Raw genomic sequence first — 17,637 nt, forward strand, 5'->3', positions numbered from 1 at the left:
AAGGCTGAAATCGAAAGGGGTCCTGAAGATGTCTCGACAAAGGAAATCCTTATCCGTTCTGCTTGCGTTCCTGATCATGCTCGTTACGATACTGTCGGCGTGCTCGAAGTCCGACTCGAACGCCGGAAACGGCAGCGCCTCCTCCCCTGCCGGCACGGCTTCCGGCAGCTCGGCTCCGGCCGGCACGGCCAGTGCGGCTCCAACAGGCGAAGGATTGTCTAACGAACCGATCACGCTTCGGATGACAGTATGGGGAGCGCCGGAGGAAGTCGCTGCCTATAAGGTGGCCATCAAGAAGTTCGAGGACAAATATCCGAACATCACCGTTAAGCTTCAGCATATTGCCGCCGACTATGACACCAAGCTGACGACGATGGTGGCAGGCAACGACGTGCCGGATATCGCGCAGATGGAATCCGCCAGCATTGCTTTCCCGCTTGCGGAGCAGGGTAAATTTTACAATCTCCAGGATTTTCTCTCTTCGGACACGGAGATCAATGCGGACAGACTGGTTCCGAACATTACGTATTCGCTCGAGCCGGGCAATGTGATCGGTCTGGGACCGGGCCCCGAGTCGTTCGGCTTGTTTTATAACGAAGATATTTTCAAAGATGCCGGCCTGACGCCTCCGCCTGCCAAAGCGTCGGAAGCATGGACATGGGATGAATTCATCGAAGTCGCCAAGAAGCTGACGATCGACAACAAAGGCAGGAATGCGCTTGATCCGGCCTTCGATCCAAAAAATATCAAGCAATTCGGCGTGAACTTTCCGACGTGGTGGGGAGGCTACAGCAACTTTATTTTCTCCAACGGCGGGGACTTCATCTCCGAAGACGGGAAATCGTTCGCGCTGAATCAGCCGGCAGCGGTGGATGCCCTTCAGAAAATCGCGGATTTGATCAACGTTCACCATGTCGCGCCTTCTCCGGTTCAAGCGAAAAACATTCCGGCCCCGAACATCGCGCTTCAGACCAAAAAAGTGGCGATGGCCATCGACGGACAATGGGTCAGCGCGGGATTGGCGCAATCGAAGTTCAATTTTAACGTCGGCGTATTGCCGATCATGCAAAAACCGATGACGACCGTCGTAAGCGGGATGTTCTCGATGTTCAAATCGACCAAACATCCGAAAGAGGCTTGGGAGCTGCTGAAGGCGCTGATGGACCCGGATTCGTCGATCGACCTCATTACGGCCGGCACGTGGATGCCCTCTTATCGGGACTGGTATACGGATCCGGCATTGCTCGCCAAATGGACGGAAAACCTCGATTCCCGGCCATCGGGATATAAAGACGCGATCGTTGACGTTCTGTTGAACGACAGTCACCAGACGCCGACGGGCTATGTGAAAAACTTCAACAAAATTATGGACATCGTAAATCCCGCTTTGGATAAAGTGTGGCTCGGCCAACAGTCCGCGCAAGAAGCGATGGATGCCATCGCGGCCAAGGCGCAAGCGCAGGTGAAGGGCCGCCGCGATGTGAAGGAATAAGGTTCAAGACAAAGCGTTCATCAGGGGGAAGACGGCGTTCTTGATCAAGGTCGCCGCCTTCCCGAGCGGGAAGCTTCGAGATCGGAGGCAGGCATGAGAAAAGGGCTATTTTACGGATTGTTGTTCACTTCGCCCGCCATACTCGGGTTTATCATTTTCACATTGGGTCCCATGATCGCCAGCTTGGTGCTGAGCCTGACGGATTATAACGTATTCAAAGCGCAAACCGCATTCGTCGGAATCGATAATTATACGAAGCTGTTCTCGGGTGAAGACGAACTGTTCTATAAATCGCTTGGCGTTACTTTTTACTTCGTCGTTTTACGGGTGCCTGCCGTTATTATCGTTTCATTCGTCATTGCCCTGCTGCTTAACTTGAACGTCAAGGGAAGATCCATCTTCCGCACGATCATCTACCTGCCCAGCATCGTGCCGGCGGTCGCGTCGGCGATGATCTGGATGTGGCTGCTCAATCCCGATCTGGGCCTGATCAACACCATTCTCGGTTGGCTGCATTTGCCGACGGGCAATTGGTTGTATTCGGAGGGCAGCGTCATCCCTTCCGTCGTCATCACTACGCTGTGGGGGATCGGCGGGACGGTCATCATCTTCCTCGCGGGGCTGTCGGGCATTCCCAAGCAGTATTACGAATCGATCGACGTGGATGGAGGCGGGTGGTACAGCAAGCTGCGCCACATTACGATTCCGATGGTCACGCCGACGATTTTCTTCAATACGATTATGACGATCATCGGATCTTTCCAGGTGTTTAACGAGGCTTATATATTAACGCAGGGCGGACCGAACAATAAGAGCTTGTTTTATGTATTTTATCTCTGGCGAACCGGCTTCCGGGATACCGAGATGGGATACGCGTCCGCGCTGGCATGGGTGCTGTTCGTCATCATCCTCATTTTCACCTTTTTTGTATTTAAAACCTCGAAGTCCTGGGTGCATTACGAAGGAGGGGAGCGTGCGTGAGGCAATCTAGACTGGCGCTTACCGCAGGCTATACGGCATTATTGCTCATCTCGGTCATGTTTATCGTTCCGTTCCTTTGGCTGCTGCGAAGCTCGCTCATGAACCTGTCGCAAATCTTCACCATGCCGCCGGAGTGGATTCCAAAACCGTTCCAATGGGACAATTTTCATCGCGCGCTAACGGTTCTGCCGTTCGGCACCTTCTTCACCAATACGCTGATCATCGTGGCCGGCGTGCTGATCGGCACTGTACTGACGAGCAGCATCGCAGCGTTCGGGTTCTCGCGCATTCAATGGAAGGGGAGGGACGCCGCATTCGGCATTCTGATGTCCAGCATGATGCTGCCGGCGGCCGTCACCTTAATTCCCAGCTTTCTCGGCTGGAAAATGCTCGGCTTCTACGACACATTTTACCCGTTGATCGTGCCGGCCTATTTCGGCGGGGGCATCTTCAATATTTTTCTGCTGCGTCAATTTTATTTAACGATTCCGCGGGATTTCGACGAAGCGGCCTTCGTGGACGGCGCGACTTATTTTCAAATCTACAGAAGCATCATTTTGCCGCTCAGCCGCTCGGCCATTATCGTAGTCGCCTTGTTCAGCTTCCTGGGCTCGTGGAACGACTTCATGGGACCGCTCATTTATTTGAAAAGCGACAGCCTGTTTACCCTTGCGCTCGGCCTGCAAATGTTCCAAGGCTCCTATTCCGCGCAATGGGATTTGCTTATGGCTGCTTCGGCGGCCGTCGTGCTCCCCTGCGTCATCGTATTTTTAGTCGGGCAGCGCTACTTCCTTGAAGGGATTACGCTGACCGGCCTCAAAGGATGAGATCATGAAGGAAGGAATAACCCGAATGATACCGACAGAAGCACCGCTTTTGAATTGGCAGGGCGTTCCTTTTACGAAGGTGACGATCATTGATCGTTTCTGGCGTCCGCGTCTTGAAGTGCTGAGCAAGGTCACGATCAAAGCCTGCCTGGAGCAATGCGAAAAAACCGGGCGAATCTCGAACTTCGCCAAGGCTGCCGGTCTTATGGACGGCGAGTTCGAAGGCATCTATTTTAACGACTCCGACGTGTACAAAGTGCTGGAGGGCGCAGCCTATCTGCTGATGTCGGATCGGGATCCGGAGCTGGAAGCGGAGATCGACCGGATCATCGAGCTTATCGCCGCCGCGCAGGAACCGGATGGCTATTTGTGCACCTACTTTACGTTAGTTGCGCCGGAGAGCAAATGGACGGATATGGAAAAGCACGAAATGTATAATGGCGGGCATTTAATCGAAGCGGCGATCGCGTATTTCGAAGCGACGGGCAAACGCCAGCTTCTCGACGTCGCCTGCAGAATGGTTGACCATTATGATCGCGTATTCGGTCCCGGTAAGCGTCATTGGGTGGAAGGACATGAAGAAATCGAACTGGCGCTCGTGAAGCTGTATCGCGTCACACAGGAGGAGCGATATTGGCGGCTCGCGCTTTGGCTGCTGGAGGAACGCGGTCACGGTCACGGTAAAGGCGAGATATGGGATAATGAAGAATGGGGGCCGGCCTACTGCCAGGACGACGTCCCGGTTCGAGACATCGAGCAGGTGACCGGGCACGCCGTCCGCGCCATGTATCTCTACACGGCGATGGCGGACGTCGTTCACGCTTCGGGCGATCCGACCTACGTGGATGCCTTGCATCGCGTATGGGCGCATACGGTGGAGCGCAACATGTACGTGACCGGCGGGATCGGACCTTCCCAACACAATGAAGGCTTTACCCACGATTACGATCTTCCGAACGAGTCGGCCTACTGCGAGACTTGCGCCGCCATCGCGATGGCGTTCTGGAATCATCGGATGAACCTGCTGTTCGGCGACGCCAAATATGCCGACGTGGTGGAGCGTGAGATGTACAATGGCGCTTTGGCCGGCATCTCGCTCTCGGGCGACAAGTTTTTTTACGTCAATCCGCTGGCGTCGCAGGGCGCCCACCACCGCGTTGAATGGTTCGGCACGTCCTGCTGCCCGACGAATTTGGCCAGATATCTGCCTTCCATCGGCCAGTATACCTATGCAAGGACCGACGACGGGCTCGCCGTCAATCAGTTCATGAACAGCGAAGCGGAATTCGAGACGGGTAGCGGGCTAGCCGTGAAGCTGAAGCAAACGACGAACTATCCGTGGGACGGCAGGATCGAGCTTGCGGTTCATCCTGAACGAGAAGAGAACTTTGTCATTCGATTGCGCGTGCCGGATTGGTGCAGAGGCTACAAGCTAAAGGTCGGCGGCGAGAGCCTCTTCGGAGCCGGGGCGTTGACCGACCGCGGCTATCTGATCGTCGATCGCAAATGGTCGCAGGGAGACGTCATCGTACTGGAACTCGATATGCCCGTAGAGGTCGTTCGCGCAAGGGAGGAGGTCGAAGCCGATCGCGGTCGCCTTGCCATTCAGCGCGGTCCCATCGTGTATTGCGCAGAGCAAGCCGACAATCCGGATTTGACCTACGATGCCTTTACCCTTTCTGCCCGTGAGCCGCTGAATATCCATTACCGGCCGGACCTGCTTGGCGGCGTAACCGTATTGACGGGCCGAGCGGAGGAGGGACAGCCGTGTCGGTTGATTCCTTATTATGCGTGGGATAACCGCGAAGAAGGCTTTATGCAGGTGTGGATTCGAGAGGCGGACGAAAGGCGACTCTATCTCTATTAACGATCGACATAAATTTGTTTTCCATTTTAAAATGGAGGGATTTATGTGATGAAATCAAAAATGCGATTGGCGCTTACTTTGCTGTTGATCGGTTCGCTTGTCGGCTTCTCCATACCGGCTTACGCCTACAATTTGGTCGGGACCTGGAGCTCCGCAACGGTCGTGAAGAACGATTCCGCGCACAATGTAGAGTACGGCAGGATGCTAAAGCTGTCCAACGGCAATTGGTTGTCGGTTTATTCCGTCTATTTAACGAACGTTCAGCTTGAAATCGCCAGAAGCACCGACAACGGCCGCACATGGACGCCGATCGGCAGCATATCGGATCCCGGTCGGGATGTGGACAACGGCATGCTTGCACAGTTGCCGAACGGCGACGTGCTTGTCGGCTCGCGATCGGTCATATGGGGGACCTCCTACCAGCTTAAGGTTTATAAAAGCACGGACTTGGGCGCTACCTGGAGCTACTTAAGCACGATCGATCAAAACAACGGATCGCCCGGCAGCCTGAGCAATCCGGATAAAGGAATGTACGAACCGCATTTTTATTTCCTCGATAACGGGAATCTCGCAGTCATGTATGCGAATGAAAAACATGTAACGGAAAACCCCTCCTACAGTCAAATCATATCCCAGCGGGTGTCGACGGATTACGGCGTCACCTGGGGCAACGAAATTTGGGTCGCGTGGGATCCTAACAACGCGGCCGCAAGACCCGGCATGCCCGTGTGGACCAAGATGAACAATGGACAGTATATGGTCGTCTTTGAAGTATGCGGGACCGACAATTGCAACATTCATTACAAAACCTCGATGGATGGAACGACCTGGTCAAGCGGGATCGGCAGAACGATCCCGGGCCAATACTCGGCGCCCTTCCTGCTCTCGTTGCCCGACGGTCAGCTTGCCGTTACTTCCAACAGCGGAAATCTTTCCTTCAGCGACGACTACGGCACTTCGTGGTATTTGAACGGACCCGCGCCCTGGACCCCGTTCGGCAAGGCCTGGAGCAGCCTTTATATGACGGGCCCCAATGAGATCGCCGCCATGACGAGCGTGGACCAGGGAAACTATCGAAGCAACGTTCAGTTGAAATTCGGCACGTTCGTCAGTAAAGGTTATGTGAAAAACGCCGGATTCGAGGAAAACACCGGTCAAACGCCAAATGGCTGGAATGTGTCCGGTCCCAACCCTTCGGCTAACTTCGTCGAGACGTCAGGCGTGCCGGGCGGCAGCCAAAATGGCGCTTATCATAACGCCATGTGGAGCGCAACGCCTTATGAAGCGTATGTATGCCAAACCGTCGATCATTTGTCGAACGGCAGCTACAACGTGAGCGCCTGGACGGAATCGACCGGCGGATTGGCCATTTCCCAGATGGAGATCGGCAACTACGGCAGCTCCGTTAACGTACCGATACCGACCGGTACTTCAAGCTACCAGCAAATCAACTCGGGCCATATAAACGTGACGACGGGAAGCGTGAATATATGCTTTCACGCCAAATCGACGAGAGGCAATCAGTGGATCCGAATCGACGACGTGAGCCTTCAAAAAAACCAGGGCTTTGAATCGAACGACATCAGCGGCTGGTACGTGGCCGGTGCGAATCCCGATTTCAATTTCCCCGAATCGTACGGAGGCAGCCACAGCGGCTCGTATCACGGTGCGATGTGGAGCGCGTCGCCTTTCGAAACCTGGATTTACAAGGACTTCGATCATGTGCCGAATGGCGCCCATACGATCACCGCCTGGACGGAATCGACGGGCGGCCTGGCTATTAACCGGATGGAGGTCAGCGAATACGGTGGCGCCGTGAACGTCTCCGTTCCGACGGGTACTTCCAGCTACCAGCAGATCAGTAGCGGGACGATTAACGTAACGACGGGTAAAGTGCGCGTAGCCTTCCATGTTAAATCTACGACCGGCAACCAATGGACCCGAATCGACGATGTATCGTTGAATTAAAGCCGCCAGATCATTACGCGACGGTAATCATTCTGACCAGCTCCCGATTCGTTCTTCGGAACGGACGGGAGCTTTTTGTGTTCATCTTTATTTGTTTTATTTATGATCTCCGCATGGTATCTTGAGGATGTTCCTCGCAAAGGGGATGGAAGGGGAGATGCCGGTGGGATTTTCAATAGTCGGGACGTTGATCGCCCTCATAATGCTGCTTCCCAGCCTTGTATTTTTTACTTGGTTTCCGCCCATCCGGGTGCCGCATGGGCTGCGGGAGAGCAATCGAATATTTACGATCCTGGAAAAGGCCGGCCAGGTCGGCGCTCTGGTTTTCCTGGCGATCTCAAAGGACTTTTTTCCGCCTGGCCATGGCAGTACGATCGTTATGCTTCTGATGGTCGTTTGCATCGTAATTTATTACGGCCTATGGTTCAGATATTTAAAGGACGGGCGATCCTTCGCTTCTTTGTATAAACCTTTTTTAGGCGTCCCCATACCCTTGGCGGTTTTCCCCGTGCTGGCCTTCGGCTTCGCAGCCTGGTGGGGACAATGCGTCTGGCTGGGCGTCTCAACCGCACTTCTTGCGATTGGGCATTGGACTGTAAGCTACACGATTTATAGACAATTGTGAACGGACCGCAGAAGCCGATTTAAAATAAATGTGCCACAGAGATTCCCGATCTCTGCGGCACATTTTATTTTAGGGCGTCTATCCAAGCGAGGCTTTCGCATTCCCGTCGCGGCAATTGCTCCCGTTACGATTTAAAGTTTAAATGCATCAATTGGATTTATCGATTAGTCAATCGCCTCCATGGATACGTACAATGGAATAAAACCTACTGAAATAATAGGAATATAGGAGAATAGGAGAGAAACGAAATGGCGAATCGCAGGCAGATCAAGTTCGGCGCGGCGCTTCACGGCGTGGGCGGCAATGTAAGCGGGTGGAGGCATCCCAAGATTCAAGCGGACGCAAGCGTCAACTTCGAACTGTACAAGAGCTGGACGCGCAAAGCCGAGGAGGGCAAGCTCGATTTTATTTTTATTGCGGACGGCTTGTTCATCAATGAGAAATCGATTCCTCATTTCCTCAATCGCTTCGAACCGATCGCGTTGCTGAGTGCGCTCGCTTCCCAGAGCACTAACATCGGACTTGTCGGGACGTTGTCGACGACCTACAGCGAGCCGTTCACGGTCGCGCGCCAATTCGGTACGATCGACAAGATCAGCGGCGGCAGGGCTGGCTGGAATATCGTTACCTCTCCGCTCGAGGGGACGTCCGCCAACTTCAACAATAAAGCGCATCCCGAGCACGACGAGCGGTACGAGATCGCGGCGGAATATTTGGAAGTTATGAGAGGCCTGTGGGACTCCTGGGAGGACGACGCCTTCGTTCGCGACAAGGAGACCGGCGTCTTCTTCGATCCGGAGAAGCTGCACACGCTGAATCACTCGGGCCGGTACTTCTCCGTCCAGGGGCCGCTTAACATCGCGCGTTCTCCGCAAGGACAGCCGGTGATCTTCCAGGCAGGATCGTCGGAGGTCGGCAAGAACTTCGCCTCGAAGGAAGCGGACGCCATCTTCACCGGACACGAGACGATCGAGGATGCGGTCTCCTTCTATAATGACATCAAAGAACGCGCGCGCGCGTTCGGCCGTTCTCCGGATGAAGTGCTCGTGTTCCCGGGCATCGGACCGATAGTGGGCGAGACGGAAGCCGACGCCGAACGGAAGTACCGGGAGATCGCCGAGCTTGTCACCGTCGAAAAGGCGCTGGAGCATCTCGGCCGGTTTTTCGAGCACCACGACTTCAGTCAGTATCCGCTGGACGAGCTGTTCCCGGATATCGGAGAGCTGGGGCGCAACAGCTTCCAGAGCGGTACCGACAAAATTAAGGCGGATGCCAAGGCCAATGGCTGGACGCTGCGCGAGGTCGCACTGCGTGCGGCAACGCGGCGGAGCGAATTCATTGGGACGCCCGCGCAGGTGGCGGACCGGATTCAGCAATGGTTCGAAGGTGGCGCGGCGGACGGATTCATTTTGTTCGAAGCCGTTCCCGGCGGGCTGGAAGACTTCGTTGACCTGGTCGTTCCGATCTTGCAGGAGCGCGGCTTGTTCCGCACGGAATACGAGAGCGACACGCTACGCGGCAATCTCGGCCTGCCCTTCCGGGAAAACCGGTATGTGAAGGAGCGCGCCGGTATCGGAAGCTGACAAACGAAGGATAAGGCGCTGCGACACCGGCTCTCCAGCGGCGGCGTAAGGGAGAGCGATAACGAACAGGAGGCGTCGCATTGCCCGATTGGAAACGCAACATGTATCTGCTTTGGTGCGGCCTGTTTATCAACGGCATGGCGGCCACGCTATCCACGCCCTTTTACCCTTTGTTTCTGCGACAGGACCTTGGCGTAGCTCAACATGTCGAGACGTGGGCCGGCGCCGCGATCTCGATCAGCTTCCTGGTGAGCGGCTTATGCGCGCCGTTCTGGGGCTCGCTCTCGGATCGCTTCGGCAGCAAGCCGATGCTGATCCGTTCGGGAATCGGGCTTGGTCTCGCTTATTTCGCCAACATCTTCGTCTTAGATTTGATCTCGTTCCTGGCCGTTCGCGTCTTCCAAGGCGTGATGGCAGGCTTCTATCCGGCATCCATGACGCTGGTCGGGACCAATACGCCGGAGAAACATGTCGGCTACGCGCTTGGCGTCATGTCGACGTCCACAGCCGCAGGGAGCATCATCGGCCCGCTGGCAGGCGGCTTGATCAGTACATGGATCGGGTTGCGGGGATGCTTCATTCTCTCGGGCGTTCTCATGGTTCTGTCAGCCTTGATCGTCATCGGCGTTCGGGAGGCCAACCGACGGCGCGATACGGTCCGAACGACCATTCGGCAAGACTTGCGGCAGGCGGCGATGACGCCGATGCTGCTTCGTATTTACGGCATCATCGTTGTCGTCACGGTGTCAACCTACATGCTGGAGCCGCTGCTGTCACTCTATGTCGTCGAACTCGGCGCGGACGCAAGCGATGCCATGCTCAGCTCGGGGATCGCATTCTCCGCTGTAGGGCTGGCTACCGTATTGACCGGCGCTTTCTGGGGACGAATGGGCGGGCGCTGGGGTCTGGGGAAAACGCTAATCGTCGGCCTCGTAGGCGGCGGGATCGGCAGTCTGCTGCAACTGCTTGTTCCCGGCGTCGCGGCCTTCACCGGCTTGCGCTTTGGCTACGGTCTTTTTTATGCGGCCGTCTTCCCGTCGCTGAACGCGCTGATCGTGCGATTCGCCGACAGCGACTTCCGGGGTAGAGCCGTGAGCCTGAGCCAATCGGCGAACATGCTCGGCTTCGTGCTCGGCCCGCTGCTTGGCGGCATCGTGGGCAGCGCCTTTGGCATTTCGCTCGTCTTCGCGTTGACCGGGGGCGTCCTGCTTGGCGCGGCCTGGTTCATCCAGATTAGCCGATTCGATCGGGCCGTGGTTGCGCGAACGGGCAGGGCCGCAGGGAAGTCTGCGAATGCTGCCAATTCCACATAGCTTCTCAAAGAACGAGGCCGTCCCGAAAGTCATGAAAATGACAGGGGGCGGCCTCGGGCGCGTCTTACATCTTAATCGACCCGCTGGAGATGCCTTCGACGAAGTTGCGCATCAATAGCGAGAACAGCAGCAGCAGCGGGACGGCCGCGATCAGGTAGGCGGCCATCATGCCGCCGTAGTCGCTCAGGCCGTAGTTGCCGGCGGCGGCTTCGAACGCGACGAGCGCCATCGTGATCGTCTGGTGAGCGCGGTTTAGCAGCAGCGAAGGCAGCAGGTAGTCGTTCCACAGGCTGGTAATATTGATGATGGCGACCGTCGTGCAGATCGGGACGGACAGCGGCAGCACGATCGTCGAGAAGATGCGGATGTTGCCCGCGCCGTCGATGCGGGCCGCCTCGAAGATCTCGTCCGGCAGCTGCTCGAAAAACGTCTTGAGGACAAAAATGCTGAACGCCTGTCCACCGGCGATATACGGCAGGATAAGCGCCAGATAGCTGTCGCTTAGGCCCAGCTTTTTGATCTGCAAATAAAGCGGAATGAGCGTCAGAAAGCCCGGAATCAGCAGAAGCCCGAATACGAGCAGAAACAGCGTGTTTTTGAGCGGGAAGCGAAGCTTGGAAAACGAGTAGGCGCTCATGGCGGAAAAGGCGACGATGGCCACGACGCTGGCCGCGATGATGATGGACGTATGGTACAGTGACGGGCCGACTTTGTCCCAGGCCGCGCCGTAATTGCTCCATTGCAGCGCCTTCGGGAAGGACAGCGTGCTGGACGCGAATTCGAGCGGCGATTTGACGGAGTTTTCGAGAATGAAGTAAATGGGCAGCAGATTGAACACAAGCAGCAGCAACAGCAAAAGTTGCCCCGCTCCCGGGAGGCGGTGTACGCGCATCGGTGGACCTCCTGTCCTCAGGATTCGGATTTGACCAGCTTCATGTTGACCAGCGTCAACAGCAGGATGACGACAAACATGACCAGCGCGATCGACATGCCGTACCCGAACTCGCCGTTGACGGTAGAGACGTTGTACATATGCAAAATCGGCACGTAAGTGGAGTAGCCAGGCCCCCCGTTCGTCATGATGAGCGGAGGAACGATGTTTTGGAGGCTGCCGATCAGTGTCAGGATGATGATCAGCCGCAGCTGCGGGAAGGAGGAGGGGATGTCGATCCGCCATACGCGCTTCCAGCCCGTCGCGCCTTCCAGCTTGGCGGCCTCCAGCACTTCGGTGGAGATGTTCTGCAGGCCGGAGTAGAAGATAAGAAGATTAAACGCACTAATCCACGGGAAGCCCATCAGAATGATTGAATAAAGCGCGATATTGGGATCGCCGAGCCACAGCTGCTGCAGCGAGCCGAGACCGATCAGCTCCAGCAGTTGGTTGATGGCGCCCTCTCCCTGATACAAAAACCGCCATAGCAAAATGGTGACGATGCCGGGAATGACGATCGGCAAGACGAACAGCGTCCGATAAATGTACTGCGCGCGCTCGCGCTTCAACTGGAAGATCAGCTCCGCGACAAGAAAGGGCGGTACGACGGCCAGTACGATCGACAGGACGACCCAGATCAAAGCGTTGATCGTAGATTGCCGCAGCACCTCGTCGCTCATCAGGCGAACGAAGTTGTCCAGACCGATATAGCGCGGCGCATTGAAGCCGTCCCAATCGGTGAAGGCGCCGATCAGCGCCTGATAGACCGGATAATAGGTGAACCAGATCAAGAAAACAAACGTCGGCAGTATAAAGGCGTATCCGGTCAGCGCGGTTTTCAGCTTGGCTTTTCCGGTCATGCGGCATTCGTCCTTCCATGGCTTCGGGGGATTAAAAAAGGGAGCGCTGCGAAGCGGCGGCCCCCTTTTCCTGTAAAATCTCTCGACGCCTTAGTATTTTCCGAGATCGACGCTGTTTTTGGATTGATATTCCTTGATCGCCCCGTCCAGCTCTTTTTTCACGTCCGAGGTCGCTTTGGCGATGTCGATATTGCCGCTCAGGTAGAGGCCGAAAATTCGCTGCATGTTTTTGTTCAGGTTCGGCGATGAGCCGCCGACGCCGAGCGCCTTCAATTCATTGGACGCCTGATTGGCGAGCTCGGCCATGCTCTCAGCAGGCTTCGTATCCGGCCAGGTCGGTACGAAGGTGCCGTGTTCGTTGACGATGCGCTCGACGTTTTTCGGCGTGCCGACGAATTGCAGCAAGTCGATGACGGCGGCTTGCTTGCCGGCCTCCTTCATCGAGGCGTTGGCTTGCTTGGTCGCGACGGCGAATTGGAAGGCTGCGTTGGGACCGCCGACCGCGCCGGAGACGTCGGTGCCCGTCGTATACGGCGTGTCCGCCTGCGTCAGCACCGGGAAGTTGAAGGAGCCAAGCTCGAAGCTGACTTTGGCGTCTTTCGCGTTTTCCGGGAGCCAGCTGCCGTCGTAGAAAATCGCAGTTTTGCCGGCGAGGAAGTCGTTGCGGGCGTTGCTGCCGACGACGCCGGGTTCGGACGACAGATAGTCGGGCTTCCAGTTGTCGGTCAACGATTTGAACATCGGCCACCAGCCCATGAACCGCGGGTCGGACGTGTTCAGCATGCCCTTGGCGACGGCTACGCTCTGATCGAGCGAGGAGACGCCGGGACTTTGATCGAAGCCGGCGATCTGCTCGAATTCCTTGGCGTAGAAGTCCGACAGGAAGTGCCGCTGGAACCAGTCGTAGTCAGGCGCTTGCGACATTGCCGTAATGCCGGCGTCCTTCAGCTTCTTGGTTGTCTCGATCAGCTCCGACCAGCTGGCAGGCGGCTGGGAGATGCCCGCTTTCGCGAACAGGTCCTTGTTATAGAAAAACGCGGTCGCGACATAGTCGCCGTTGATGTTGTAGCTCTTGCCGTCCGGCGACTTCGTCTCGCTCACGACGGTGGCGTTCATCGCCTCGCCCCAGGTGGCTTTGCCGGGAATATACGGGTTCGGCTGGCTGAAGTAGGGGGTCAGGTCCTCCGCGATCCCCTTGGGGAACGTATTGTTCAATTCCGCCCATTGGCCCCAGAAGACGTCGAACATCTCGCCGGCGGCCGCTTTGACCCGCACGGTCTGCGTGTAGTCCTTGAATTCTTCGTCGACGAATTCGATCTTGATGCCGGGATGCGCGGCCTCGTATTCGCTGGCGACTTCCTGCAATGCCTTCTGCTGCTTCAAACCGGCGATATTTTTGGAGTTGGGCGTGTACACCTGGGCGTACATCGTGATCGTGCCCTTCCAGCCATTCGCAGCGCCGGACGCGCCACCGGCCGTGCCGCTGGCTGTGCCGCTGGATGCCGGCGCCGACGAAGCGGACTGCCCTTCTTCGGCGTTGTTGCCGCCGCAAGCGCTAAGCACGAGACCGAGCGCGATCAGGGCTGCGGAGCTTTTGGCGAGTTTGTTCGTTATCATGGCCATCCCCCTCGAGATCGTTATTTTGAAAGCGCACTCATTCCTGTATTCATCTTAGTTCAGGCCTTCGCGCGCGGGTAGTGGGGGAGATTTTACTTTCGGATGAATTTTTTTACCTTGGTGCGCTCAGAAGCTAGTTCACTTAGAAGCTAGTGCGCTTAGAAGCCGTGACGCCGCTTGTACTCGGTGGGGGAGTACGAGGTGTATTCCTTGAATACCCGGTAGAAATGCTTGAGGTCGGCGTAGCCGATCAGCTCGCTGATCTCCTGAAGACTGCGCTCGCTCTGCTCGATCAGCGTCTTGGCCCGCTCCATGCGGCACTCCTTGAGGAACACGACGAAATTCCGTCCCGTCTCGTATTTGAAACGGCGGCTGAAGTAACTGGCGTTCATCCCGAAGCGGTCGGCGACCGACTGCAGGCTGACGCCTTCGGCCAGCGATTCCGACACGTATTGCTGGACCCGCTGCAGCAGCGGGGCGTCCTGCCCGCTCTGCTCCTGAGCGATCGTCTGTGCGAGGAGGCGCAGCAGCGTGCCGATCATGCCCATCAGCGAATCGCGCGTCACCGCCGACTCCGCCGCCTGCAGACAGTCCTCCAGCGATCTGCCGCTGATGGCGGATAGATCCAGGTCCATCAGCCGCAACTGCGCGCCGAGCCGCAGCAAATAATGGGTCGTCATCCTGCGCAGCTCGACCGGCAGCATCAGGTCGGCGCCGGCGAGCCGTTCGAAAATCGCCAGCGCTTCTTCGCCGTTGCCGAGCAGCAGCTGCTCCAAGGACAGCTCGATCTGCTCCGCCGGGCCCGAAGACAAATTCATTTTTTTGTCGGCGCGCAGCTCCGGCAGCGACAGCAGCTGTCCGCCGCCGCAGACGAGCCGGTAGGTGACGGCGAGCGAGGCGTCCCGGTAGGCGTCGGAGGCAGCGGCGAAGGGATACAGCCCGCTCATGCCGACGGTCGCGGCGCGGCGGAAGCTCTGCTCGATCGCCTGCTTGAGCGCAGCGGCCCGGCCGCGGGCTTCCGGGGCGAACGCCGAATCGCCGGCCGTCCGGCTCATCAGGACGACGACCTGGCCGATATGATCCTGCAGCACGTAGCAGCGCGGGTCTTGGGCGCACCATTCCTCGACGAACTTGGTCAGCGCATAACGGAACAGCTCCTCGTCGGACGGGCGGAAGCGCTGCGGCTCGATCCAGTCGGGACTGACGGCCAGGACGATCAGATCGTGCCCGTCGCGGTCGTGCAGGGGCGGGTAACCGGCTTCGACGAGCAGCTGGGCAAGCTCCTGATCGTCCTGTCCGAAGAGGAAATGCCGGTAATACAGTTTTTCCGCCAGCGGCGCGGCTTTTTGGAGCGACTGCTGCAGCGCGTCCAGTCTGGCCCGCTCGCCGCGCTCGTGCTCGATCGCTTGCGCGACCTTGTCCAGCGTCCGCAGCAGCTCGCCGCGGTCGAGCGGCTTGGTGATGAACGCAGCGACGCCATGGTCGATCGCCTGCTTGGCGAGCTGGAACTCCTGATAGGCGGTCAGCAAGATCCGGTGGATCTGCGGCGACTCCGCCGCGATCCGTTCGCAGCATTCGATGCCGGTCAGCCCGGGCATCCGATAGTCGAGGATAACGAGATCGGGCTGGAGCCGGACGATCTCCCGCATGGCGGCCTCGCCATCCTCGGCTTCGGCGACAAGCTCCCACTGCGGCGCGAAGCGCTGCAAAATTTTGCGGATACCTTGACGAATCGCGGTTTCGTCATCCGCGATGATAATGCGATACATAACGTTCGACCTCGCTTTCATTTGCAATGAGGGGCAGCAGCAGCGTGACCTCCGTCCCTTGACCGGGCCGGCTGTCGATGTTCATGGCATAGGGAGGACCGAAATACAGCTGGATGCGGGCCGCTACGTTGACCAGTCCGATGCTGCCGCCGCCCTGCTGCGGCCTCAGCGTCTCCATGCCGATCAGCCGCCGCAGCTCCAGCAGCCTGTCGAGCGGCATGCCGAGCCCGTCGTCCGCGACGAGCACCTTGAGGGCGCCCGGCTCGGCTGTGATCGCGACGGTCAGCCTGCCCTTGCCCTGGTTCATCTCCAGTCCGTGGTAGAACGCGTTCTCGATCAGCGGCTGCACGAGCAACCGCGGTATATAATGCGACAGCAGCGCCTTCTCGAAGCGAACCGAGATGTCGAAGCGTCTGCCGTAGCGGTTTTCCTGGATCAAAAGGTAGTTCATCAAGTAATCCTTCTCTTCCTGCAGCGTGATGAAGTCGCTACCGGACTGGAGCGACGAGCGGACGAGCTTGCCGAGCGCGGTGATCATGTCGACGGTGTCGTCGGCTTCGTCGAGCTCCGCCCGCATCTTGATCGTCTCCAGCGTGTTGAACAAAAAATGCGGATTGATCTGCGACCTAAGCGCCTGCAGCTCGCTTTCCTTGCGGACGATCTCGGCCTGATACAGGTGGCGGATCGTCTCGTCCAGCCGCCGGCTCATGCGGATGAAGCTGCGGATCAGCTGTCCGAGCTCGTTGCGCGGGGGATTGTCGTATTCGATCTGGAAGTCTTCGCGCTCGACCCGCTTGATGAGCGAGATGAGCCGGTAGATGGGCTTGGTCATGCTATAGGAAATGCCTGTGGACACCGCCAAGGCGATCGCGATGCATACGATGCCGATCAGCAGCATGGAGTTGCGGACCGAGGCGATGCCGGATACGATGCGGGAGACGGGAACGTAGCCGACGACGGTCCAGCCCATCTTTCCTACGGGATGCTGCACGACGATCGTTTTTCGTTTGTCCAGATCGATGATCCGCGGACCGTCGCCGCCCGCTTGAAGACCTGCGACGGACGCCAGCAGTTCGGGATTCACCGGATCGTCGGCATATACGACCTGGCTGTCCGCGTCGAGTACGAAAAAAGATCCGTTTTTCTCGCTGTTGACCCGGCTCATGATGCGCTCGATATCCTCGATTGTAAAGTCGACCTGAAAATACCCTGCGGTGTTCAGTATGGTTGAGGTGTAATAGATTCTGCGAATGAGGGAGAAAACCTGGAGTGGCTCGCCGTTTTGAACGAGCTGGCTGGCTTCGGGCCGATGCAGGCTTAAGGTGGCCAATAGCGCATCGGAATTGTCGAAGGTTTTGTACCAGGGCATTTGCTCAATGGAAAGGCCGGGCAGCAGGTAGCTGAGACTGTAGATGCGTCTCGCGCCTTCGCCCGGCTTGCTGAAGTACGTAATATTTTCGATGCTGCCTCGCTGCGACTGCCAGAAGCTGAAGTTTTTTTCCAGCGTGAGCTTGATATCCGTGTCCGGCGCTTCCCCGGTTGCCGTCCCGGTTGTCAGCATGTCCTGCAGCTCGCGATTGTAATAGGGCATAAGCGTGAACTGCTCCAGCTCGCGGATGTACATCTCGATGTTGGACGAGGTGCTCACAGCGACCTGCTGCACGAAATCGCTTACCTTTTTTTCCATGGCCTCGCTGTACAGACGGTAGGCGCCCAGACCGAGCACGGACATGGGAAGCACGATAAAAATGACATACGTCAGCACCAACTTCTGCTTGAACGTCCATATTTTTTTCAAAGCGTT

At 57.2% G+C, this 17,637-nt stretch carries 13 protein-coding genes; 8 read left to right on the forward strand and 5 right to left on the reverse strand.

What is annotated here, in order from left to right; genetic code table 11:
• The first annotated feature begins 28 nt into the window (after positions 1-28).
• The 8 genes from KB449_RS08770 to KB449_RS08805 all read left to right on the forward strand — a co-directional run bounded on the left by KB449_RS08770 (position 29) and on the right by KB449_RS08805 (position 10,656).
• Positions 29-1,492 carry an ABC transporter substrate-binding protein gene (locus KB449_RS08770; RefSeq protein WP_282908012.1) on the forward strand — a complete coding sequence of 488 codons (1,464 nt, stop codon included), beginning with the start codon at positions 29-31 and terminating at the stop codon, positions 1,490-1,492.
• Between the two features lie 93 nt (positions 1,493-1,585).
• Complete coding sequence (locus KB449_RS08775) at positions 1,586-2,473, forward strand: carbohydrate ABC transporter permease (RefSeq protein WP_282908013.1); 888 nt, start codon at positions 1,586-1,588, stop codon at positions 2,471-2,473.
• 56 nt (positions 2,474-2,529) lie between these two features.
• Positions 2,530-3,300 carry a carbohydrate ABC transporter permease gene (locus KB449_RS08780; RefSeq protein ID WP_282912767.1) on the forward strand — a complete coding sequence of 257 codons (771 nt, stop codon included), beginning with the start codon at positions 2,530-2,532 and terminating at the stop codon, positions 3,298-3,300.
• 25 nt (positions 3,301-3,325) lie between these two features.
• The gene (locus KB449_RS08785) at positions 3,326-5,167 is read left to right on the forward strand and encodes a glycoside hydrolase family 127 protein (RefSeq protein ID WP_282908014.1); all 1,842 of its coding nucleotides are present in this window, start codon (positions 3,326-3,328) and stop codon (positions 5,165-5,167) included.
• 48 nt (positions 5,168-5,215) lie between these two features.
• Positions 5,216-7,135: a sialidase family protein gene (locus KB449_RS08790; protein ID WP_282908015.1), complete on the forward strand. Its 1,920-nt coding sequence runs from the start codon at positions 5,216-5,218 to the stop codon at positions 7,133-7,135.
• Positions 7,136-7,292: 157 nt separating this feature from the next.
• Entirely contained in the window at positions 7,293-7,760 is a 468-nt protein-coding gene (locus KB449_RS08795; protein WP_282908016.1) for a hypothetical protein, read from the forward strand.
• Positions 7,761-8,008: 248 nt separating this feature from the next.
• The gene (locus KB449_RS08800; protein WP_282908017.1) at positions 8,009-9,343 is read left to right on the forward strand and encodes an LLM class flavin-dependent oxidoreductase; all 1,335 of its coding nucleotides are present in this window, start codon (positions 8,009-8,011) and stop codon (positions 9,341-9,343) included.
• Positions 9,344-9,423: 80 nt separating this feature from the next.
• Positions 9,424-10,656 carry an MFS transporter gene (locus tag KB449_RS08805; protein ID WP_282908018.1) on the forward strand — a complete coding sequence of 411 codons (1,233 nt, stop codon included), beginning with the start codon at positions 9,424-9,426 and terminating at the stop codon, positions 10,654-10,656.
• Positions 10,657-10,720: 64 nt separating this feature from the next.
• On the opposite strand, the gene KB449_RS08810 is transcribed toward KB449_RS08805, so the two are convergent.
• The 5 genes from KB449_RS08810 to KB449_RS08830 all read right to left on the reverse strand — a co-directional run bounded on the left by KB449_RS08810 (position 10,721) and on the right by KB449_RS08830 (position 17,631).
• On the reverse strand, positions 10,721-11,548 hold the full coding sequence (locus KB449_RS08810; protein WP_282908019.1) for a carbohydrate ABC transporter permease: 828 nt from the start codon (positions 11,546-11,548) through the stop codon (positions 10,721-10,723).
• Positions 11,549-11,565: 17 nt separating this feature from the next.
• Entirely contained in the window at positions 11,566-12,447 is an 882-nt protein-coding gene (locus tag KB449_RS08815) for a carbohydrate ABC transporter permease (RefSeq protein ID WP_282908020.1), read from the reverse strand.
• Positions 12,448-12,537: 90 nt separating this feature from the next.
• Positions 12,538-14,064, reverse strand: a complete 1,527-nt coding sequence (locus KB449_RS08820; protein ID WP_282908021.1) for an ABC transporter substrate-binding protein — start codon at positions 14,062-14,064, stop codon at positions 12,538-12,540.
• Between the two features lie 158 nt (positions 14,065-14,222).
• Entirely contained in the window at positions 14,223-15,833 is a 1,611-nt protein-coding gene (locus KB449_RS08825) for a response regulator (protein WP_282908022.1), read from the reverse strand.
• Positions 15,808-17,631 carry a cache domain-containing sensor histidine kinase gene (locus KB449_RS08830; RefSeq protein ID WP_282908023.1) on the reverse strand — a complete coding sequence of 608 codons (1,824 nt, stop codon included), beginning with the start codon at positions 17,629-17,631 and terminating at the stop codon, positions 15,808-15,810. Before KB449_RS08830 ends, KB449_RS08825 begins: the two co-directional genes overlap by 26 nt.
• Between the last annotated feature and the right edge of the window lie 6 nt (positions 17,632-17,637).

Origin of the sequence: Cohnella hashimotonis (assembly GCF_030014955.1) — a bacterium.
In the GTDB taxonomy this organism is placed as follows: Bacteria; Bacillota; Bacilli; order Paenibacillales; family Paenibacillaceae; genus Cohnella; species Cohnella hashimotonis.